The following is a 21040-nucleotide window of genomic DNA, read 5'->3' as shown; positions in this document are numbered from 1 at the left end:
GCCACTCCCGAGGCGCTGGTGGAGTCGGCGTTGTGGGAGGCGTCCCTGTTCGAGGAGCACGACTTCCGGGACATCAAGATCTCCGTCAAGCACAACGACCCGGTCGTGATGATCGAGGCGTACCGGCAGCTCGCCGAGCAGTGCGACTACCCCCTCCACCTCGGCGTCACCGAGGCGGGACCGGCTTTCCAGGGGACCGTCAAGTCGGCGGTGGCCTTCGGCGCGCTGCTCTCCCAGGGCATCGGTGACACGATCCGGGTCTCGCTGTCCGCGCCGCCGGTGGAGGAGGTCAAGGTCGGCATCCAGATCCTGGAGTCGCTGAACCTGCGCCGGCGGGGTCTGGAGATCGTCTCGTGCCCGTCCTGCGGCCGTGCCCAGGTGGATGTGTACAAGCTGGCCGAGGAGGTCACGGCGGGCCTGACGGGCATGGAGGTGCCGCTGCGGGTGGCGGTCATGGGCTGTGTCGTGAACGGTCCGGGTGAGGCCCGTGAGGCCGATCTGGGTGTGGCGTCCGGCAACGGCAAGGGGCAGATCTTCGTCAAGGGCGAGGTCATCAAGACGGTGCCCGAGTCGAAGATCGTGGAGACCCTGATCGAGGAGGCCATGAAGCTGGCCGAGCAGATGGAGAAGGACGGCGCCGGGGCCGGAGGACCGGCCGTCACCGTGAGCTGAACAGCACGGACGTGAGAGGGGGCCCGAGCGTGACGATTCTGGAGAGCATCCGGGAACCACGTGATCTGAAGGCGCTGTCCGAGGCGGACCTGAGTCGACTGGCCGAGGAGATCAGGGAGTTCCTGATCCACGCGGTCGCGAGGACGGGGGGTCATCTGGGGCCCAATCTGGGGGTGGTGGAACTCTCCATCGCGCTCCACCGGGCCTTCGAGTCACCGGTCGACCGCATCCTGTGGGACACCGGCCACCAGAGCTATGTGCACAAGATCCTGACGGGACGTCAGGACTTCTCGAAACTGCGCGGCAAGGGCGGCCTGTCGGGCTATCCGTCGCGTGAGGAGTCCGAGCACGACATCATCGAGAACAGCCATGCCTCCACCGCGCTCGGCTGGGCCGACGGGCTCGCCAAGGCCCGCCAGGTCCAGGGGGAGAAGGGCCATGTCGTCGCGGTCATCGGGGACGGCGCCCTCACCGGCGGCATGGCCTGGGAGGCGCTCAACAACATCGCCGCCGCCAAGGACCGCCCGCTGATCATCGTCGTCAACGACAACGAGCGCTCGTACGCGCCCACCATCGGCGGTCTCGCCAACCACCTCGCCACCCTGCGCACGACGGACGGCTACGAGAAGGTGCTGGCCTGGGGCAAGGAGGTGCTCCAGCGCACGCCCGTCGTCGGCACCACCGTCTACGAGGCCCTGCACGGCGCGAAGAAGGGCTTCAAGGACGCGTTCGCCCCACAGGGGCTCTTCGAGGACCTGGGCCTGAAGTACGTGGGGCCCATCGACGGGCACGACATCCGGGCCGTCGAGTCGGCGCTGCGCCGCGCCAAGCGCTTCCACGGTCCGGTGCTGATCCACTGCCTGACCGAGAAGGGGCGCGGCTACGAGCCCGCGCTCGCCCACGAGGAGGACCACTTTCACACCGTCGGCGTGATGGACCCGCTCACCTGCGAGCCGCTGAAGCCCTCCGGCGGCCCCTCGTGGACGTCGGTGTTCGGCGACGAGATCGCGCTGATCGGCGAGGAGCGCGAGGACGTCGTCGCCCTCACGGCGGCCATGCTGCACCCGGTCGGCCTGACCAGGTTCGCCGAGCGGTTCCCCGACCGGGTGTGGGACGTCGGCATAGCCGAGCAGCACGCGGCGGTGTCCGCGGCGGGACTCGCGACCGGCGGACTGCACCCCGTCGTCGCCGTCTACGCGACCTTCCTCAACCGCGCCTTCGACCAGCTCCTCATGGACGTCGCCCTGCACCGCTGCGGCGTCACCTTCGTCCTGGACCGGGCCGGGGTCACGGGCGTCGACGGACCGTCGCACAACGGCATGTGGGACATGTCGGTCCTCCAGGTCGTGCCGGGCCTCAGGATCGCCGCACCGCGCGACGCCGACCAGCTGCGGGCGCAGCTCAGGGAGGCGGTGGCGGTCGACGACGCGCCGACCCTGATCCGCTTCCCGAAGGAGTCGGTGGGCCCGTCGATCCCGGCGGTGGACCGGGTGGGCGGCCTGGATGTCCTGCACCGCGCCGAGCGGCCGGAGGCGCTCCTCGTCGCCGTAGGTGTCATGGCGCCCGTCTGTCTGCAGGCTGCCGAGCTGCTGGAGGCCCGGGGCATCGGCTGCACGGTCGTCGACCCGCGCTGGGTCAAGCCCGTGGACCCGTCCCTGCCGGGCCTGGCCGCCGGTCACCGGCTGGTCGCGGTCGTCGAGGACAACAGCCGCTCGGCCGGTGTCGGATCCGCGGTGGCGCTGGCGCTCGGCGACGCCGATGTCGACGTACCCGTCCGCAGGTTCGGGATCCCGGAGCAGTTCCTCGCGCACGCCAAGCGCGCCGAGGTGCTCGCGGACATCGGCCTCACGCCCGTCGAGATCGCGGGGCGGATCAGCGCCAGCCTCACCGCCATGGATGAGCCGTCCAAGGAGACACAGGAATGACCACCCCTTCCGGCACCGGCGAGTTCGACCTCGGCGCGCTCCTCGCCGAGCGCGGGGCCGAGCGCTACGAGCTGCACGCCAGGTACCTCAACCACCAGCTCCCGCGCATGCTCCACACCATCGGCTTCGACAAGACGTACGAGCGGGCCGAGGGCGCCCACTTCTGGGACGCGGACGGCAACGACTATCTGGACATGCTCGCCGGCTTCGGGGTGATGGGCCTGGGCCGCCACCACCCGGTGGTGCGCAAGGCACTGCACGACGTCCTGGACGCACAGCTCGCCGATCTCACCCGTTTCGACTGTCAGCCGCTTCCCGGACTGCTGGCCGAGAAGCTGCTGGCGCACAGCCCCCACCTGGACCGGGTGTTCTTCGGCAACAGCGGGACGGAGGCGGTCGAGACCGCGCTGAAGTTCGCCCGGTACGCCACCGGCCGGCCGCGGATCCTGTACTGCACCCATGCCTTCCACGGGCTGACCACCGGGTCCCTGTCGGTGAACGGCGAATCCGGGTTCCGCGACGGCTTCGCCCCCCTCCTGCCCGACACGCCGGTCCCGCTCGGCGACCTCGACGCCCTGGCCCGGGAGCTGGTCAAGGGGGACGTGGCGGCCCTCATCGTCGAGCCGATCCAGGGCAAGGGCGTCCACGAGGCCCCGCCCGGCTATCTGGGGGCCGCCCAGGAGCTGCTGCACCGGCACAAGGCGCTGCTGATCGCCGACGAGGTGCAGACCGGGCTCGGCCGTACCGGGGACTTCTACGCCTACCAGCACGAGGACGGCGTCGAACCGGACCTGGTGTGCGTGGCGAAGGCGCTCTCGGGCGGCTACGTACCGGTCGGTGCCACCCTCGGCAAGGAGTGGATCTTCAAGAAGGTCTACTCGTCCATGGACCGGGTGCTCGTGCACTCGGCGAGCTTCGGGTCCAACGCCCAGGCGATGGCGGCCGGGCTCGCCGTCCTCTCCGTCATGGAGAACGAGCAGATCGTCGCCAACGTCCGGGCCGTCGGAGAGCAGCTGAAGTCCCGGCTCACGGCGCTCGTGGACAAGTACGAGCTGCTCAGCGACGTACGCGGCCGGGGCCTGATGATCGGCATCGAGTTCGGCCGGCCCAGCTCGCTCAGGCTGCGCGGGCGGTGGACCATGCTCCAGGCGGCCCGCAAGGGCCTGTTCGCGCAGATGGTCGTCGTTCCGCTGCTGCAACGGCACCGGATCCTCACCCAGGTCTCCGGCGACCATCTGGAGGTGATCAAGCTGATTCCGCCGCTGATCATCGGCGAGCAGGACGTGGACCGCTTCGTGGACGCCTTCACCGCGGTGATGGACGACGCGCACGGCGGCGGGCTGATGTGGGACTTCGGAAAGACGCTGATCAAGCAGGCGGTGGCGAACCGCTAGCCACGACTGCGCAAGAGCTTTGCCTCTTAGACAAGAAATTTGCCGTAGAGGCAAAGCTCCGGCTCAATGGGAGCATGAGCTCCGAGAACGAGTCCGGCCCCGGCGAGGACCTGCCCGCCGTCGCACCGCAGCTGCGTGCGCTGCGCCGCCGCGCCTCGCTCACCCTGGAGGCCGCGGCGCTCGCCGCCGGACTCTCGCCCGCGCATCTGTCCCGGCTGGAGACCGGGCAGCGCCAGCCCTCGCTGCCGATGCTGCTCGCGCTGGCCCGTCTCTACGGTACGACGGTCTCCGAACTGCTCGGCGAGACCGTCGCCGACCCGGATGCCATCGTGCGCGCCCCCGCCATGGAACCGACCAGCGCGGGCGGCTGGACATACTGGCAGGCCGGCGCGCCGGGACGCGGGATGCAGGCCCTCCGTGTCCACGTCCCGTACGGGACCCAGGGTGACATCGTGCGCGTCCATCCCGGCGAGGAGTGGCTGTACGTCCTCAAGGGACGGCTGCGGCTCCGCCTCGGCGACACCACGCATGTACTCCAACCGGGGGACAGCGCCCACTTCGACTCGCTGACCCCGCACCGACTGGCGGCCGCCGACCACGGTGGAACCGACCTGCTCTTCGTCCACACCCTGATGCAGAGCCCGCTCAGCGCGCTCTGCATCGGCCCTCACCCTGGAGAAACACCATGAGCGACATCGAAGACAAGTTCCCCCGCGCCCTGTGGGTGCGACTGATCATCTACATCGCGGTGGGCCACCTCTTCGCCGGCTTCATCTATCTCCTGTTCTCGGTGGGCGCGAAGTAGGACCGGACCGGCGGGTCCGGGCCCCCTGCGGCGGCGGGGCCGTTCAGTCCAGCAGCCGCCCGCGCAGCCGCTCCCGCATCTGCGGCGTCACGCCGAGCCCCCGCTCCAGATAGGCGTCGACGCCGCCCCACGTGTCCTCCACGGTCTCCAGTGCCGCCGCCAGATACTCGACCCGTGCGTCGAAGAGGGGGCTGAGCAACTCCATCACCTCTGGCGAGTAGGTGTCGGGCGAGGAGCCGTTGCGGTGCACCTTGTAGCGGCGGTGCTTGGCGTTGGACTCCAGGTAGTCCGCGACGATCGCGTCCCGTTCGACCCCGAGGGCGACGAGTGTCACCGCGATCGACAGGCCCGCGCGGTCCTTGCCGGCGGCGCAGTGCATCAGCGCGGGCACGCTGTCCTCCGCCAGCGCGTGCAGTACCCGGGAGTGCTCGGCCGTGCGCTCCCGGATGATCGTGCGGTAGGAGGCGATCATGCGGTTCGCGGCCTTGCCGTCGGAGAGCAGCGCGCGCAGCTGGTCCAGATCGCCGTCGCGGACCATCTTCCAGAACTCCGCCCCGTCCGCCGGGTCCGTCAGCGGAAGGTTGATGTTCCGCACGCCCGCCAGCTCGACGTCCGGTCCTTCCAGCCTGATGTCCGCGGTGTTGCGGAAGTCGAAGACCGTGTGCAGACCGAGGGAGGCGAGGAACGACGCGTCCTGCTCCGTCGCGTGCGCGAGGTGGCCGCTGCGGAAGAGCACTCCGTGCCGTACGCGCCGCCCGTCCGCGGTCGGCAGACCGCCCAGGTCACGGAAGTTGCGCACTCCGGTCAGCTCGGGCTCGGTAGACGGGACCTGCTGCGTCACGGGGGCTCCTCCCATCCGTCCGCCGACGCTGCTCGTCGGCGGGCCGCGCTTCGACGATACGACATGGGTTTATCGGTCAATCATTCGCGCGGGGGGTGCCGGGCCGAACCCGGGTTTCAGCCGTTGCCCGCGAGGCCTCTCAGGCCCGATGATGTTGAGACCTGGTCGCACCTGTTCGGATCTGTGGGGGTCCCATGTTGGAGATCGGCGCTGACGGTCGTATCTGGCTGCTGTCGGGGCCCGGGAGCAGCTATGCGTTGCGGCTCACCGACGGCGACGAGCTGCTGCATCTGCACTGGGGCCCGCGCATCGCCCTCGCCGACGCGGAGGCCCTCGCCGCCCTGCCCGCCCCCCGGTACTGGCCCTTCGAGTCCCAGCTCGACGGCCACGAGGAGTACCCGGTCGAGGGCGGCCCCCGGTTCGTCCGGCCGGCCCTGTCCGTGCGCACCGAGAAGCGCCGCGGCACCGAGTGGGCCTTCGAGGCGTACGAGGCCGACGGCGAGGAGCTGCGGCTGCGGTTCACCGACAGCGGGCTGCTGATCAACCTCCACTACCGGATGCGCGGCGATGTCGTCGAGCGCTGGGTGACCCTCGCCAACGACGGCGCCGCCCCGGTGGAGCTTCTGCGCGCCGACGCGGCCACCTGGACCCTGCCCGAGCGCGAGGGCTGGCGGCTGTCCCAGCTGCACGGCCGCTGGGCGGCCGAGTCCCGGCTCGTCCGGTCCGGCCTCACCTACGGCGAGAAGGTCATCGGCAGTCGCCGCGGCCACACCGGGCACCAGCACCTTCCGTGGGTCGCCCTCGACACCGACGCCACCGAGGAGCGCGGCGAGGTCTACGGCTGCGCACTGGCCTGGTCGGGAAGCTGGCGGATCGCCGTCGCCCAACTCCCCGACGCGCAAGTGCAGATCACCGGCGGGGCCGGCTACGACGACTCGGGTCTGCTGCGGCTGGCGGCGGGGGAGACCTACACCACCCCCGTCTTCGCCGGGCTGTGGAGCGACGGCGGTTTCGGCGGCGCGAGCCGCGCCTGGCACGCCTACCAGCGGGCGTATGTCATCCCGGACGCGGACCGGGACCGGCCCGTGCTCTACAACTCCTGGGAGGCCACCGGATTCGGCATCTCCGAGGACCAGCAGCGGGAGCTGGCGCGGCGGGCCGCGGCGACGGGCGTCGAGCTGTTCGTGGTCGACGACGGCTGGTTCGGGGCCCGCACCAGCGACCGGGCCGGGCTCGGCGACTGGACCCCCAACCCCGACCGCTTCCCGGGCGGGCTGAAGCCGCTCGCCGACGATGTGCACGCGCTCGGGATGCAGTTCGGCATCTGGGTCGAGCCCGAGATGGTCAACGCGGACAGTGACCTCTATCGCGCGCACCCCGACTGGGTGCAGTACCAGCCGGGACGCAGGCGGACGGAGTTCCGCAACCAGCTCGTGCTCAACCTGGCGCGCGACGACGTCCAGGAGTATCTGTGGGAGCAGCTGGACGGGCTGCTCTCCAGTGCCCCGATCGACTATGTGAAGTGGGACTTCAACCGGTGCTTCACCGACGCGGGCTGGCCCGGCGACGCGTACCCGCAGCGATTGTGGGTCGATCATGTCCGCGCGCTCTACGGCCTGTTGGACCGGCTGCGGGCCGCGCACCCCTCGGTCGCCTTCGAGTCCTGCTCGGGCGGTGGTGGACGCGTCGACCTCGGCATCATGAGCCGTACGGACCAGGTGTGGACCTCCGACAACACCGACCCACTCGACCGGCTCGCCATCCAGCACGGCTTCAGCCAGATCCATCCGGCCCGGGTCATGGCCGCCTGGGTCACCGACAGCCCCAACACCCAGCTCAACGGGCGGGTCAGCTCGCTGCGCTTCCGGTTCGTCAGCGCCATGGCCGGGGTGCTCGGCGTCGGCGGCGACCTGGCGGAGTGGACCGAGGAGGAGCTGGCCGAAGCCCGGGACTGGGTGGACCTCTACAAGGAGATCCGCCCCGTCGTGCAGCGCGGCGACCTCTACCGGCTGCGGGGCCCGGAGGGAGGGCTCAGCGCGGTGCAGTACGTCCTCGGCGACGAGGCCGTCGTCCTCGCCCTGCTCCAGGCGCAGCACCACGGCGAGCCGGCCCCACCGCTGCGGCTGCGGGGCCTCGACCCCTCGGCGACCTACGAATGCCGCGAAACCGGTGGAATCCACCGAGGTGCCGTGCTGCTGCACCATGGTCTGCGGCCCGGACTGCACGGCGACTTCGACGCCACGGTCATCCGGCTGCGTCGCATCTGAGTCCGACGAGCCACGTCGGGCTACTGAACATCCCTACTCAGAGCCTTATTCCGGATCGACGCCAATGAGCTGGGTGGTTTATCTCACCGTCCGTCAAGCCCTTCCTACGGTCGCGTAGCTCACATCAAAGGGTGAATCATGGTCCGACGTGGCAGACGATTCGAAGAATGACAACAGATCAGTGATCGGGTCGTACGTGGCGGTGGGGGACAGCTTCACCGAGGGCGTCGGCGACCCCGGCCCCGACGGACAGTTCGTCGGGTGGGCCGACCGGTTCGCGGTGCTCCTCGCCGACCTGCGTCCCGAGGGCGACTTCCGGTACACGAACCTCGCCGTACGCGGGAAACTGCTCGACCAGATCATCGCGGACCAGATACCCAAGGCCCTGGAACTGGCCCCGGACATGGTCTCCTTCTGCGCGGGCGGCAACGACATCATCCGGCCCGGCACCGACCCCGACGAGGTCGCCGAGCGCTTCGAACGCGCCGTCGCCGACCTCACCTCCGCCGTCGGCACGGTCATGGTCACCACCGGCTTCGACACCCGCGGCGTGCCCGTGCTCAGGCATCTGCGCGGCAAGATCGCCACGTACAACGGGCACGTCCGGGCCATCGCCGACCGGTACGGCTGCCCGGTGCTCGACCTGTGGTCCCTGAAGACCGTCCAGGACCGGCGCGCCTGGGACGACGACCGCCTCCACCTCTCGCCCGAGGGGCACACCCGGGTGGCCCTGCGGGCGGGCCAGGTGCTCGGCATCGAGGTGCCGGCCGACCCGGACCAGCCCTGGCCGCCGCTGCCGCCGCGCGGCACGTTCGAGGTGCGGCGCGACGACATCCACTGGGCGCGCGAGCACCTGGTCCCGTGGATCGGACGCCGGCTGCGCGGCGAGTCCTCCGGGGACCGCGTGGTGGCGAAGGGCGCCCTGTCGCCGGACGACATCAGGATGCGGATCGCCCAAGCGGTCTGAACCGCGTCGCCGCACCGCACCGCCCCGGGGCCGTAGCCCGGTCCCGGGCCGGGCCCACAGCCCCGGGCCGGGCCCACAGCCCCGGGCCGGGCCCACAGCCCCGGGCCGGGCCCACAGCCCCGGGCCGGGCCCACAGCCCCGGGCCGGGGCCCGGCATCCGGCCCCCTCGGGTCCGGGTCGCGCACGGCCGCCGAGGTCAGACGCGAGTCAGGCCTTCGTCGTCAACTCCGCGCGCTCCACGCCCAGTTCAGAAGCGAGCGCTTCGTCCGCCCACTCCCGGGCACGCGCCCGCGGGACCGTGCCCTCGTACGCCGTCATCTGCACGGCCAGCCCGTCGAGCAGCGCGGTCAGCCGCAGCGCCATGGCCGCCGGGTCGGGGCAGCGGAACTCGCCCGCGGCCACCCCCTCCGCCACGACCTCGATGATCGCGGCCTTCCACTGCCGGTCGAGGTTTCGCGCGACCTCCCGCAGCGCGGGCTCACGCAGCGCCGCCGCCCAGCCCTCGATCCACAGCCGCCAGCCCTTGGCCTGCCCGGTCGGTGCGTACCAGCGCACCGCCGCGCGCAGCCGGCGCAACGCCGACGTACGGCGGCCGAGCAGTTTGCGCAGCTGGGTCAGATCGTCCTCGGCGGCGTAGGCGAAGGCCTCCGCGACCAGCTTCTCCTTGGTCGAGAAGTGGTAGAGCACCAGCGCGTTGCTCACCCCGAGGGCCGAGGCCACATCGGCGATCCGCACCGCCGCCACGCCCCGTGCCTCGATCTGGCCGACGGCGGCCCGGAGCAACTCCTCACGCCGCTCGGCCACGCTCAACCGCACCCTGGTCACGCGGCTACCCTACGTCACCGGTACCATCCGAAGCGCTCCGCGATCACCGGCAGCCGGTCCGCGACGAGGCCGTGCGCGGCCGCCCGCGGGGTCGTCCCGCCCGCCTCCGCGCGGTCGAGCATCAGGCCGACCAGCTCCCGCATCGCCCGCCGCGTGTACGCGAACGCCTGGCCGGCGTCCGCCTCGATGTCACCGAACAGCGTCCACCACCACCAGGCGTTCGTCCCGGAGTTGACCACCACGTCCGGCAACACGGTCACCCCGCGCGCCGCCAGCAGTACCTCCGCCTCGGGGAGCACCGGCATGTTGGCCGCCTCGGCGATCCACCGGGCTCCGATCCGCGCCTGGTTCACCGTGTCGACCGCACACGACACCGCCGCAGGCACCAGCACCTCCGCCTCGGCCGACAGCCAGGCGTCGCCCGGCAGTTCCCGGTCGTCGGGGCGCAACGCCGCACGGTCCACCGTCCCGTAGGCGTCGCGTGCCGCGAGCAGCGCCTCCACGTCGAGCCCGTCCGGATGGGCGATCGTGCCCTTGATGTCCGCGACGGCGACGACCGCGAGCCCCGCCCGGGCCAGGAAGCGTGCCGTGGCCCCGCCCATGGTGCCGAACCCCTGCACCGCCACGCGCGTTCCCGCGTAGGGCACGCCGGCCCGGTCCAGGGCGGTGAGGACGGACTCGGCGACCCCGCACCCGCCGACCAGCCCGTCCAGCCCGATCCCGTCCACCTCGACCGCGAACGCGTCGGCGAGGCGGCGGCGCGCCGCCGCCTCGTCGTCGAGCAGCGGGTACACCGCCTGCACCGACGACACGAGCCCCGCCTCGGCGGCCGCCCGGTCCACCAGCTCCTGGGTGAGCCCCAGGTCCTCGCCGGTGGTCCAGACGCTCTCGACGTACGGCTTCATGGCGCGCAGATAGCGCACGAGGACGTCGTACGCCTCCGGGGCCCGGGGATCGCAGTCGATGCCGCCCTTGGCACCGCCCAGTGGGACATAGCGGCCCCCGGGGTTGTAGTGCAGCGCCTCCTTCATGGTCATGCCGCGGGCCAGCCCGGCCACCTCGTCCAGCGTGCAGCCCGGCCGCATCCGCAGCCCGCCGCTCGCGACCCCGCGGACGAGCCGGTCGACGACGAGGTAGCCGCGCCGGCCGGTGACGTGGTCGGTCCAGACGAGTGTCATGAGGGGAGCGTTGCGGTCGATGGTCATGCGCACACTGTACTGACCGGCCGTTCAGTTGCTTGCGGCAGTGCCGAGCCCTTCCGCGCACTCTGGCCCCGCGGCGTGGAAGAAGAACGCGCGGCCAGGGGTTGGGGTGCTCAGGGCCTGGAGCACCTCGACAGGACATCCGGGCCCGCACGGCGCGGTGAGAGCCGGGGACATCGCGCTGCGACCCGGCCGACCCGGCGCCGTCAGAGGGCCCGCCCATAATGGGAGCCCCCACCGACTCCACTGGAGGACCCGTGACCGGATCCCGTTCCCTGAGCTCCGGACTCCGCGCGCTGCGGCCCACCGCCTTCGGCGCGGATCCGAGCGGGGAGCGCCTGGCGCGCATCCGCAGATCGCCGCACTTCGCGGACGGCGTCTTCGTGAACCCGTCGGGCACCCGGATCCGCCCCTCCGGGAACTCCACACTGGAGCTGGCGAAGGTCTACTTCCGCAAGGAGTCCCGGGTCCGCCGGGTGCCGAGCGGCACGGTTCCGGTGCACCCGACGACGTATGCCGAACTGGCCAAGCCCCCGGCGAGCGGGTTGCGGCTCACCTGGATGGGCCACTCCAGCGTGCTCGCCGAGATCGACGGGCACCGGGTGCTCTTCGACCCGGTGTGGGGCGAGCGCTGCTCACCCTTCGACTTCGCCGGTCCCCGGCGGCTGCACCCGGTGCCCCTGCCGCTGGCCTCGCTCGGCCCGGTCGACGTCGTGGTCATCTCCCACGATCACTACGACCATCTCGACCTGCCCACCATCAAGGCTCTGGCGGGCACGGACACCGTGTTCGCGATACCCCTCGGCGTCGGCGCCCACCTCGAGCACTGGGGCGTGTCCGCGGACCGGCTGCGCGAGCTGGACTGGCACGAGTCGACCAAGGTCGGCGGCATCACCCTGACCGCCACGCCGGCCCGCCACTTCTGTGGCCGCGGCCTGCGCAACGCCCAGCACACGCTGTGGGCGTCGTGGTCCGTGGCCGGCGACGAGCACCGGATCTACCACAGCGGCGACACCGGCTACTTCGACGGCTTCAAGGACATCGGCGCCGCCCATGGCCCGTTCGACGCCACGATGATCCAGATCGGCGCCTACTCCGAGTTCTGGCCGGACATCCACATGACGCCCGAGGAGGGTATGCGAGCCCACCTCGACCTCCAGGGCGGGCAGCCGCACGGTGTGATGCTGCCGATCCACTGGGGCACCTTCAACCTGGCGCCGCACGCCTGGGCCGAGCCCGGTGAGTGGACGAAGGCCGCCGCCGACGCGGTCGGACAGCCGGTCGCATTGCCTGTTCCAGGCCGGCCCTTCGAGCCTGCCGGCGACCTGCCCGCCGATCCGTGGTGGCGCGGTGTGGGGTACGTACCCGACCACACGTGGCCGGTTCCCGAGATGCCCCGGACGACGACGCGTGAAGACCTGGAGCTGGTGGCGGAGGAGTGACCGCGCGGGCCGCTTCGGTGAGGGTGCCGGTCTTGTCCAGGGCGACCGCGTCGACCCGGCCGAGGCGTTCCGTCACCACCGCGGACCTCACCAGCCCTCGCGCCGATGGCTGAGGGGTTTCCCGATGCCGGGCGACAGCGGTGCCCGGCATCGGGCGGCCGGTCAGGGCACGGCGATGCCGTCCAGCCTGCCGTTCTTGGCCTCGTCGACCAGCGAGGAGAACTGGTCGGCGCTCATCTGGACACGCTGGCCGAAGTCGTCGGTCAGAACGATGCGGCGGTCGGCCGGGGCGCTTGGGTCGACGAACAGTCGGGGACAGCCGCAGTTGCAGTTCCCGCAGAACGTGGCGATGGGCTCCAGCCCGTTGATGTCGGTCATGCCTCTTCTACCTCCGTGGGCAGGGCCGCGGCGCGTCGGTGTCCGAGACCGGCCGCCGCGGGGGACTGCCCGAGGGATACCCGGCGCGCTCAGGCCGGACGCGCGCTTGTGTTGTGTGCTGGGGCGCAGTCGAGGGCTGCTGTGCCCTCGTGCTTCTCCGGTGCTTCGACTGCTTCGATTTCGCCAGGGTGGCTGGGAACTGAACGGTGGTCTCCTCCGACTTATTCGGAGGGGGCACGCCAGGTGGATCCGAAGTCCGAGTCCGTGGTGGCCGCATGCGCAGGCGTGGGCGTCGAACGGATCGCGGACCTGGTCCCCGCTGTACGGGCGGCGGCGCGCGAGGCCGTCGCCTCGGAAGGCTCCTGAGCCCCTGCGCCGCCGCCCCGGGTGACGATGACGGTCAGCCCTCGGGCGGGCTGTTGCGCAGCTCCGCCAGGGCCGACGCGGTGAGTGGGCGAGGGGTGTGGTCCGGGTCGACGAGAACCACGGTGCAGGCGGCGGCGTGGGCGAGGGCGGTGGTGAAGCTGCCGTCGGCGAACTGGGCGAGCGGGCCGCGCGGCGAGCGTCCGACGGCGACGGTGGGTGCGTGGATCTCGGCCGCGTGCCGGGCGAGGGCCCGGCCCGCCGCGGCGTGGTCGCCGACGGAGGCGAGGATCTGGCCGGTGGCCGGTATGCCATGGGCGGCCAGCCGGTCGAGATGGGCGGTGACGGCGGTGCGGGCCTGGTCGAAGTCCTCGGTGTCGACGGCCTGTTCCTCGACCACGGCGGTCCGCAGAACGTGGACGACCTCCAAGGGGCTGCCGGTGTCGCGGGCGAGACGGGCCGCGGTGTCGACGATGACGGCGGCCCTGTCGTGGTCGCCGACCGCGACCACGACCGGAGGCGCGTCGGCCGCCACCGGGGCGCCGACGGGGGTGAAGGCGGGGGCCACGGGCTGCCCTTCACCGGTGTGCTGCTCGGCCTGGCCGAGCAGACGGTGACCGCTGGCCAGGACCGGGATGGCCAGGACGAAGGTGACGGCGCCGAGGTAGAAGGGGACGCTCAGATCGGTGGCGTCGGCCAGCTTGCCGGCGGCATACGGGGCCAGACCGCCGCCGATGAAGCGCAGGAAGCCGTAGGCGGAGGAGGCCACGGGGCGCTCGACGGGGGAGACCAGCATGACGGCCTGGGTGGTGAGGGTGTTGTTGATGCCGATGAAGGCGCCGCTGACGATGACCGCCACGATGACCACCGTCGGGTTGCCGACGCCGACGGCGATGACGGCCATCACGATGCCGAGGCCCAGCAGGTTGGCATACAGCACGGGAGCGGTGCCGTAACGTCCTTGCAGGCGCGGGGCGAAGAAGACGCTGAACGCGGCCACCAGCAGGCCCCAGCCGGTGAAGACCAGGCCGAGCTGATGGGCACTCAACCTCATGGGATAAGGCGCGTAGCCGAGCATCGTGAAGAAGCCCCAGTTGTACAGCAGGGCCATGATGCCCATGGTCAGCAGTCCACGGTGGCGCAGCGCCCGGAGCGGGGCGATCGGTGAGGTGGGTCGCTTGGGCTTGGGCAGGGCCGGGACGAAGGCGAGGGTCGCTATCAGGGCGATGGCCATCAGCACGGCGACGCCGTAGAACGGGCCGCGCCAGCTGATGGCGCCCAACTCGCCGCCCAGCAGCGGACCCACGGCGATGCCGAGTCCGAGCGCGGTCTCGTAGAGGATGATCGCGCCGCCGAAGCCGCCGCTGGCGGAGGCCACGATGACGGCCAGGGAGGTGGCGATGAACAGCGCGTTGCCCAGACCCCAGCCCGCGCGGAAGCCGACGATCCCGCTGATGGAGTCGGAGGTGCCCGCCAAGGCGGCGAAGACGACGATGAGCGCCAGTCCGGTGACCAGGGTGCGCTTGGCGCCGATGCGGCTGGAGACCCAGCCGACGATCAGCATGGCGACCGCGGTCACGATGAGGTAGCTGCTGAACAGGAGGGAGACCTGGCTGGGCGAGGCGCGCAGGCTCTGGGCCAGGGCGGGCAGGATCGGGTCGACCAGACCGATGCCCATGAACGAGATGACGCAGGCGAACGCGACCGCCCAGACGGCCTTGGGCTGCTTGAAGGGGCTCGCGGCCCCTCCGTGCGAAGCACTCATGCGTGCTTGTCCTCCGCAGATCGACGGGTGAGTGGGGTGGTTCAGGAACGCTCGTGGCGGTCTTGGATCACGCGGGCGAGGGCCGGCAGCGCGACCTTCACGGCGCGCTGCTCCGGTTCGGTCAGTTCCTCGATCAGCTCCCGCAGGGCCTGTGCGCGCTCGGCGCGCCGTTGCCGGAAGACGTCCAGTCCGGTTTCGGTGACCTCCACCAGGACGCCCCGCCCGTCGGAGCTGTCGGCGCTGCGCCGTACGAGGCCCGCCCGCTCCATGCGGGTGACGAGCTGGGTCATGTTGGGCTGGGAGACACCCTCGGCCCGGGCGAGGTCGGTCAGCCGGTGCGGACCCTCCCGCCCCAGACGGCCCAGAGCGGAGGAGGCCGCGGTGCTCAGACCACCGGTGGTGGCTCGGTGGCGGACATAGCGGACCATCCGCTCCACGGCGATCATCAGGTCCTCGGGGGAGACCTCGGGCGGATCCGCGTCCATGTCCATAACCGGCTTATGCATAACCGCATCATGCATATAGATGCATGATGAATCAATAGCTTCGACGGGGTGGGTGGCCCGGGGTGGCGGGGCCAATCCTCGATACGCCGCGTGACCTTTTCGGGGGAGGCTCAGGGGTTCCCCGAGGCCGAGGCGGGCCCCGCACGCGGCCGTGGCGCGGTTATCGGTCTGTCGTACGAGGCCTCATACCAGAGCGGGAAGCACTGCGGAGGACTTTGTCGACAGGCCATCACGGCTCCCCGAAGCGCAACTACTCTGAGTTGCCGTCGGTCCACACAGAGCCGGGAAAGGCGGCTCTCCCGGCCGACGCCACGATGCCGCACGCCCGAGTCGCAGACCCGCGGGAGCCCCACGCCCCGACGCACCCAGTACGAGGACGCCGATGTCTCACCTCCGCGCACCGGCCGCACGCGCAGACCGCCGTGAGGGCGGGCGGCACGGGCGGCCGGCCGCCCATCCCGCCCCCACACCGGCCGAGACCCCCATAGGGCACCAGCTGCTGCGCCTGGCGATCCTGCCGCCGGTCGCGGTGGCCCTCAGCGCCTGCGCCGCCGTGCTCTTCACCGTCCGCACCACCGGCGCACGGCCCACCGCCACCCTGTGGGCGGTGCTCGCGGGCGCCCTCGCCGTGGCCCTCGCGGGCATCGTGATCGCCGCCGTGGCCGCGAGGCGCACCGCCGCGTCCGTACGGGACCGCCTCCACGCACTACGTCGCGCCAGTGCCCGCGGCGAGGCAGACCTGCACCACCTCGTCGAGGCGCTGCGCCGCGGCGAGGCGCCGCCCACACGTGGACGGCATGCCGAACGCACCGCGGGCACCGACGACTTCGAGCTGCTCGCCGCCGAGCTGACGCGCGCCCACGAAGGCGCCGTCGCCGCGGTCGCGCAGGCGGCGCAGCTCTCCAGCCAGGCCGGGAGCGAACAGAAACTGGAGGTGTTCGTCAACCTCGCACGGCGGCTGCAGTCCCTAGTGCACCGGGAGATCTCGATCCTGGACGAGCTGGAGAACGAGATCGAGGACCCCGACCTGCTCAAGGGCCTCTTCCATGTCGACCACCTCGCCACCCGCATCCGGCGCCACGCCGAGAACCTCGCGGTGCTCGGAGGCGCCGTCTCCCGCCGCCAGTGGAGCACCCCGGTGCCCATGACCGAGGTGCTGCGCTCCGCCACCGCCGAGGTCGAGCAGTACGCGCGGGTCAGACTCGTGCCTCCGGTCGAGGGCACCCTGCGCGGGCACGCCGTCGCCGATGTGATCCACCTGCTCGCCGAACTCGTCGAGAACGCCACGGTGTTCTCACCGCCGCACACCCAGGTGGTGCTGCGGGCCGGCCTTGTCACCTCGGGGCTCGCCGTGGAGGTGGAGGACCGCGGGCTCGGCATGCCGCCGGCCGAACAGAGCAGGATGAACGCCCTGCTCGCCGACCCCGACCAGGTCAACGTCGCGGGCCTGCTGGCGGACGGCCGCATCGGCCTGTTCGTGGTCTCCCAACTCGCCCGCCGGCACGGCATCCACGTGCGGTTGCAGACCAATATCTACGGCGGCGTGCAAGCGGTGCTCGTGGTGCCGCAGGGCTTGCTCGGGGCGGATTCCGGTACCGCCGAGGCCATGACGGCGGGTGCGGTGCAGGGGACGGGCACCGGGATGACACCGCTCCCGGCCTCCGGTGCGACAGGTCTGCGGGAGGTGGAGGGCCCGGCCACACACGCCCAGGCCCCGGCGCCGTGGGACAGCCGGGCCGTACGCCCTTCGTCCGGCGCCTCGGAGCACCCCGTGCCGCCCGGCCCCCGGCAGCCGGGGGGCAGCCGGATCCCGGCCGGCCGGGCCCGTTCCCCGCTGCCCGTGCGCGACGCCGACGTCCCGCGCCCCAACCCCGCCGAGGCGGCGCCCGGGGTCCGTCCCGGTGACCGACCGACCGACGTGGGGACCCCCGGCAGACTCGTGGGCAGCGGCGGGGTCGTGGGCACCTCCGGCAGAGTCGGGGGCGGCGGGGTCGTGGGCACCTCCGGCAGAGTCGGGGGCGGCGGGGTCGTGGGCACCTCCGGCGGGGTCCCAGGGGCCCCTGGCGGAGGCGTGTCGGCCTCCGGCGGACTCATGGAAACCCCGGGCAGACCCCCCACGCCGCAACCGGGCGCCGCGCACGGCACCATGGGCAAGCCCCCACTGCCCCGCAGACGCGCCCAGGAGCACATCGCACCCCAGCTCCGCGGCGGTCCCACCGCACCCGTCCGCCGGAACGCCGGCCAGCTCGCCGGCCACGACCCGGGCCTCATGGCCGCGTTCCAGCGGGGCATCTCCCTCGCGGAGGCGCGGCAGCAGTCGGACCTCGACTCCACCGAGACGGCGACCCGTTCCGAGCCCGCCGCCCCGCGCGCGCCCGGCCAGGGCCTGACGGCGGGTCACCACGGGACCCCATCGGCCGGATGACCACCCTTACTCCACCCACTCTCGCGGACCCGCGTACCCCAAGGAGTCGATCCACCATGGCGAGCGACGTGCCGACCGCCCATGTTTCCGATCTCGACTGGCTGATGAGCGGCCTTGTGCAGCGCGTACCCCACACCAAGAGCGCGGTTCTGCTCTCCTGCGACGGGCTGGTGAAGTCCGTGCACGGCCTCGACACCGACAGCGCCGACCACATGGCCGCCCTGGCCTCGGGTCTCTACTCGCTCGGCCGCAGCGCGGGCGTCCGCTTCGGGGACGGCGGCGACGTACGGCAGGTCGTCGTCGAACTCGACTCGACCCTGCTCTTCGTCACCACCGCCGGTTCCGGCACCTGTCTCGCCGTGCTCGCCGACCGCGAGGCCGACGCGGCCGTCCTCGGCTACGAGATGGCGATGCTCGTCAAGAGCGTGCGGCCCTATCTGGTCACCGCGCCTCGCCGCAGCGCCGCGCAGCCCTCGGTGACCGGGCCTTGAACGTGACCGCGGCCGGTGACGGCCCCTGGCTCGATGACGCGGCCGGACGACTGATCCGCCCCTACACGGTCAGCAACGGCCGCACCCGGCCGAGCACCGCTCTGGATCTGCTGTCCCAGGTGATGGCCACCGGCGCGACTCCTCTGGGCACGCTCGGCCCCGAGCACGCCGAGGCGCTCGGCCGGTGCGCGGTCCCCGTCTCGGTAGCCGAGGTCGCCGCGCATCTGAAGCTGCCCGCGGTGGTCACCAAGGTGCTGCTGTCCGACCTCGTCGACTGCGGGGCGCTCACCACCAAACCCCCCGCCTTCCACCACAACCCCACTGACCGGTCTCTGCTGGAGGCAGTGCTCGATGGACTACGACGACAGCTCTGATCCCTTTCCCACCGCGCTGAAGATCCTGGTGGCGGGAGGGTTCGGAGTAGGCAAGACGACCTTCGTGGGCGCGGTGAGCGAGATCGCGCCGCTGAGCACGGAGGAGCTGCTCACCACGGCCGGCGTCGCGACCGACAGCCTCGACGGGATCGAGAACAAGGTCGAGACGACCGTGGCGATGGACTTCGGCCGCATCACCCTGGACCCGCGGCATGTGCTGTACCTCTTCGGCACGCCGGGACAGGAGCGGTTCTGGTTCATGTGGGACGAGCTGTCCGAAGGCGCGCTCGGAGCGGTCATCCTCGCCGACACCCGCAGGCTGGAGGACTGCTTCGCCGCCGTCGACTTCTTCGAGCAGCGCGGACTCGGCTTCATCGTCGCCCTCAACGAGTTCGACGCCGCCCACCGCTACGACCCCGGGGAGGTGCGTACCGCCCTCGACCTCGACCCGGAGATCCCCGTGGTGCGCTGCGACGCCCGTATCTCCAGCTCGGGGGTGCAGACCCTGCTCACGCTCGTCCGCCACCTCCTCGCGCACGCCCCCACGACACCGGCCCCACGGCCCGGAGCGCGCACATGACCCCGATCCGACTGCTGCTGACTCCCGAGGACCGCGACGCCCCCGAACGCGTCCGCAGGCTGCGCCGACTCGGCCTCGGCGAGCGCGCCGAACCGGAGTTCGACGCCTTCGCCGACCGGCTGGCGGAACTCACCGCGGCGCCGTACGCGATGGTCACCTTCATCGACGAGCACCGGCAGTTCTTCGCGGGCCTCCACCAGCCCGACGACCGCCCGCTCACCGCGGTCGCCAGCCCCGACGGCACGGCCGCGCCGGCCCGCCGGCTGGGCCGTGAGTACGGCTTCTGCCCGCATGTCGTCGTCCGGCGCAAGGCGCTCGTCCTCGAGGACGTCCGTGACTATCCGCGCTTCGCCGGCAACCCCGTCGTCGACGAGATCGGAATCCGCTCCTATCTCGGCGCGCCCCTCGTGGACCGCACGGGCACGGCCCTCGGCACGGTCTGCGCCGCCGACGTGAAACCGCGTCCCTGGGGCAGGGCGGGCCTGGAGACCATCAAGGCCCTGGCCGCGGAGCTGACCGAGGGGATCGCACGACGGGAGAGCGACGCGGGCTGAGAGGGCGTGAGCAGGAACCGCCCCGCCGTGCGGAGGAGGCGTGAAGGAAAGCTGTGGCGGCGCTTAAGAAATCCTCGATGGACCAGCGCGTCGCCGTAGGGCAGATTGCTACGCGATTCCACTCCTCACCCCGGTGCGGGCTCCTTCGGCGTGCCTGGAACCGGGGCCTCACTCACAGGAGCCGTAGCGTTGAAGGCGCTGGTCAAGGAGAAGGCGGAGCCCGGGCTCCAGCTCGCGGACGTCCCGGAACCCGCCGTCGGATCCGGCGACGTACTCATCAAGGTCCTGCGGACCGGGATCTGCGGCACCGACCTGCACATCCGGGCCTGGGACGGCTGGGCGCAGCAGGCGATCCGCACTCCGCTCGTGGTCGGACACGAGTTCGTCGGCGAGGTCGTCGAGACCGGCCGTGACGTCGCGGACATCAAAGTGGGCGACCTGGTCAGCGGCGAGGGCCATCTGGTGTGCGGGAAGTGCCGCAACTGTCTGGCCGGGCGCCGCCATCTGTGCCGGGCGACGGTCGGGCTCGGCGTCGGGCGCGACGGCGCGTTCGCCGAGTATGTGGCCCTGCCCGCCGGCAATGTCTGGGTGCACCGCGTCCCCGTGGACCTCGACATCGCCGCCATCTTCGACCCGTTCGGCAACGCGGTGCACACCGCCTTGTCCTTCCCGCTGGTCGGCGAGGACGTCCTGATCACAGGGGCCGGCCCGATCGGCCTGATGGCCGCGGCCGTGGCCCGGCACGCGGGCGCACGCAACGTCGTCGTGACCGATGTGAGCGAGGAGCGCCTGGAGCTGGCCCGCAAGATCGGCGTGAGCCTCGCGCTGAACGTCTCCGACGCGACGATCGCCGACGGCCAGCGCGAGCTGGGCCTGCGTGAGGGCTTCGACATCGGCCTGGAGATGTCCGGCCGCGCCGAGGCGATGCGCGACATGATCGCCAACATGACGCACGGCGGCCGCATCGCCATGCTCGGACTGCCGTCCCAGGAGTTCCCCGTCGACTGGGCCCGGATCGTCACCTCCATGATCACGATCAAGGGCATCTACGGCCGCGAGATGTTCGAGACGTGGTACGCGATGTCGGTCCTGCTGGAGGGCGGGCTCGACCTCTCGCCCGTGATCACCGGCCGGTACGGCTACCGCGACCACGAGACGGCGTTCGAGGACGCGGCGAGCGGCCGGGGCGGCAAGATCATCCTGGACTGGACCGCGTAGCCCTTCCGCCCGCTTTTCCCGCCTTCCCGCGTAAGCACTTTGAGGA

Annotated in this window: 21 protein-coding genes; 15 read left to right on the top strand and 6 right to left on the bottom strand. The window is 71.7% G+C overall.

Annotation, left to right across the window (positions count from 1 at the left end; genetic code table 11):
- The 5 genes from ACIP94_RS37645 to ACIP94_RS37625 all read left to right on the top strand — a co-directional run.
- On the top strand, positions 1 to 672 hold a 672-nt coding region (locus ACIP94_RS37645; RefSeq protein ID WP_402436423.1), incomplete at its 5' end, for a flavodoxin-dependent (E)-4-hydroxy-3-methylbut-2-enyl-diphosphate synthase.
- A 29-nt stretch (positions 673 to 701) separates the two neighbouring features.
- A complete protein-coding gene (gene dxs / locus ACIP94_RS37640; RefSeq protein WP_402436420.1) occupies positions 702 to 2597 on the top strand; it encodes a 1-deoxy-D-xylulose-5-phosphate synthase in 1896 nt (631 codons plus the stop codon).
- Positions 2594 to 3991 carry an aspartate aminotransferase family protein gene (locus ACIP94_RS37635; protein ID WP_402436417.1) on the top strand — a complete coding sequence of 466 codons (1398 nt, stop codon included), beginning with the start codon at positions 2594 to 2596 and terminating at the stop codon, positions 3989 to 3991. The genes dxs and ACIP94_RS37635 overlap by 4 nt, the downstream gene beginning before the upstream one ends.
- Before the next feature lie 74 nt (positions 3992 to 4065).
- Entirely contained in the window at positions 4066 to 4680 is a 615-nt protein-coding gene (locus tag ACIP94_RS37630; protein WP_402436414.1) for a helix-turn-helix domain-containing protein, read from the top strand.
- The gene (locus ACIP94_RS37625) at positions 4677 to 4796 is read left to right on the top strand and encodes a DUF6126 family protein (RefSeq protein ID WP_402436411.1); all 120 of its coding nucleotides are present in this window, start codon (positions 4677 to 4679) and stop codon (positions 4794 to 4796) included. The genes ACIP94_RS37630 and ACIP94_RS37625 overlap by 4 nt, the downstream gene beginning before the upstream one ends.
- A gap of 43 nt (positions 4797 to 4839) precedes the next feature.
- On the opposite strand, the gene ACIP94_RS37620 is transcribed toward ACIP94_RS37625, so the two are convergent.
- Complete coding sequence (locus ACIP94_RS37620) at positions 4840 to 5637, bottom strand: tyrosine-protein phosphatase (protein ID WP_402436407.1); 798 nt, start codon at positions 5635 to 5637, stop codon at positions 4840 to 4842.
- Positions 5638 to 5831: 194 nt separating this feature from the next.
- Between ACIP94_RS37620 and ACIP94_RS37615 the strand changes: the two genes are divergently transcribed.
- Both ACIP94_RS37615 and ACIP94_RS37610 read left to right on the top strand, forming a co-directional pair.
- Positions 5832 to 7904: an alpha-galactosidase gene (locus ACIP94_RS37615; RefSeq protein ID WP_402436404.1), complete on the top strand. Its 2073-nt coding sequence runs from the start codon at positions 5832 to 5834 to the stop codon at positions 7902 to 7904.
- A gap of 181 nt (positions 7905 to 8085) precedes the next feature.
- Complete coding sequence (locus tag ACIP94_RS37610; protein WP_402436430.1) at positions 8086 to 8871, top strand: SGNH/GDSL hydrolase family protein; 786 nt, start codon at positions 8086 to 8088, stop codon at positions 8869 to 8871.
- Positions 8872 to 9078: 207 nt separating this feature from the next.
- Here the strand turns inward: ACIP94_RS37610 and ACIP94_RS37605 are convergent, their stop codons facing one another.
- Together ACIP94_RS37605 and ACIP94_RS37600 are read right to left on the bottom strand one after the other, a co-directional pair.
- Positions 9079 to 9696, bottom strand: a complete 618-nt coding sequence (locus tag ACIP94_RS37605) for a TetR/AcrR family transcriptional regulator (RefSeq protein WP_402436401.1) — start codon at positions 9694 to 9696, stop codon at positions 9079 to 9081.
- Positions 9697 to 9710: 14 nt separating this feature from the next.
- The gene (locus ACIP94_RS37600; RefSeq protein ID WP_402436398.1) at positions 9711 to 10901 is read right to left on the bottom strand and encodes a Glu/Leu/Phe/Val dehydrogenase dimerization domain-containing protein; all 1191 of its coding nucleotides are present in this window, start codon (positions 10899 to 10901) and stop codon (positions 9711 to 9713) included.
- Positions 10902 to 11155: 254 nt separating this feature from the next.
- On the opposite strand from ACIP94_RS37600, the gene ACIP94_RS37595 reads away from it, so the two are divergent.
- Positions 11156 to 12340 (top strand): MBL fold metallo-hydrolase, encoded by a 1185-nt coding sequence (locus ACIP94_RS37595; protein ID WP_402436395.1) that lies wholly within the window; start codon positions 11156 to 11158, stop codon positions 12338 to 12340.
- 162 nt (positions 12341 to 12502) lie between these two features.
- On the opposite strand, the gene ACIP94_RS37590 is transcribed toward ACIP94_RS37595, so the two are convergent.
- Positions 12503 to 12718: a hypothetical protein gene (locus tag ACIP94_RS37590; protein WP_402436392.1), complete on the bottom strand. Its 216-nt coding sequence runs from the start codon at positions 12716 to 12718 to the stop codon at positions 12503 to 12505.
- A 243-nt stretch (positions 12719 to 12961) separates the two neighbouring features.
- Here ACIP94_RS37590 and ACIP94_RS37585 point away from each other — a divergent pair, with 243 nt between their 5' ends.
- Complete coding sequence (locus tag ACIP94_RS37585; protein WP_402436389.1) at positions 12962 to 13084, top strand: hypothetical protein; 123 nt, start codon at positions 12962 to 12964, stop codon at positions 13082 to 13084.
- Positions 13085 to 13118: 34 nt separating this feature from the next.
- Here ACIP94_RS37585 and ACIP94_RS37580 read toward each other — a convergent pair whose 3' ends face one another.
- Both ACIP94_RS37580 and ACIP94_RS37575 read right to left on the bottom strand, forming a co-directional pair.
- Positions 13119 to 14846: an MFS transporter gene (locus tag ACIP94_RS37580; RefSeq protein WP_402436386.1), complete on the bottom strand. Its 1728-nt coding sequence runs from the start codon at positions 14844 to 14846 to the stop codon at positions 13119 to 13121.
- Positions 14847 to 14887: 41 nt separating this feature from the next.
- Positions 14888 to 15352 carry a MarR family winged helix-turn-helix transcriptional regulator gene (locus ACIP94_RS37575; RefSeq protein WP_402436383.1) on the bottom strand — a complete coding sequence of 155 codons (465 nt, stop codon included), beginning with the start codon at positions 15350 to 15352 and terminating at the stop codon, positions 14888 to 14890.
- Positions 15353 to 15734: 382 nt separating this feature from the next.
- Between ACIP94_RS37575 and ACIP94_RS37570 the strand changes: the two genes are divergently transcribed.
- The 6 genes from ACIP94_RS37570 to tdh all read left to right on the top strand — a co-directional run bounded on the left by ACIP94_RS37570 (position 15735) and on the right by tdh (position 20994).
- The gene (locus tag ACIP94_RS37570; RefSeq protein WP_402436380.1) at positions 15735 to 17777 is read left to right on the top strand and encodes a sensor histidine kinase; all 2043 of its coding nucleotides are present in this window, start codon (positions 15735 to 15737) and stop codon (positions 17775 to 17777) included.
- A gap of 56 nt (positions 17778 to 17833) precedes the next feature.
- Positions 17834 to 18268 carry a roadblock/LC7 domain-containing protein gene (locus ACIP94_RS37565; RefSeq protein ID WP_402436377.1) on the top strand — a complete coding sequence of 145 codons (435 nt, stop codon included), beginning with the start codon at positions 17834 to 17836 and terminating at the stop codon, positions 18266 to 18268.
- Positions 18269 to 18270: 2 nt separating this feature from the next.
- Entirely contained in the window at positions 18271 to 18642 is a 372-nt protein-coding gene (locus tag ACIP94_RS37560) for a DUF742 domain-containing protein (RefSeq protein WP_402436428.1), read from the top strand.
- Complete coding sequence (locus tag ACIP94_RS37555; protein ID WP_402436374.1) at positions 18620 to 19222, top strand: GTP-binding protein; 603 nt, start codon at positions 18620 to 18622, stop codon at positions 19220 to 19222. The genes ACIP94_RS37560 and ACIP94_RS37555 overlap by 23 nt, the downstream gene beginning before the upstream one ends.
- Positions 19219 to 19776 carry a GAF domain-containing protein gene (locus ACIP94_RS37550; RefSeq protein WP_402436371.1) on the top strand — a complete coding sequence of 186 codons (558 nt, stop codon included), beginning with the start codon at positions 19219 to 19221 and terminating at the stop codon, positions 19774 to 19776. The genes ACIP94_RS37555 and ACIP94_RS37550 overlap by 4 nt, the downstream gene beginning before the upstream one ends.
- A 189-nt stretch (positions 19777 to 19965) precedes the next feature.
- Positions 19966 to 20994 carry an L-threonine 3-dehydrogenase gene (tdh, locus tag ACIP94_RS37545; protein WP_402436368.1) on the top strand — a complete coding sequence of 343 codons (1029 nt, stop codon included), beginning with the start codon at positions 19966 to 19968 and terminating at the stop codon, positions 20992 to 20994.
- The last annotated feature ends 46 nt before the right edge of the window (positions 20995 to 21040 follow it).

The organism is Streptomyces sp. NPDC093261 (assembly GCF_044753645.1).
Classification (GTDB): domain Bacteria; phylum Actinomycetota; class Actinomycetes; order Streptomycetales; family Streptomycetaceae; genus Streptomyces.
Note: the sequence above shows the minus strand (reverse complement) of the source record. Positions and strands in the feature narration are given on the sequence as shown.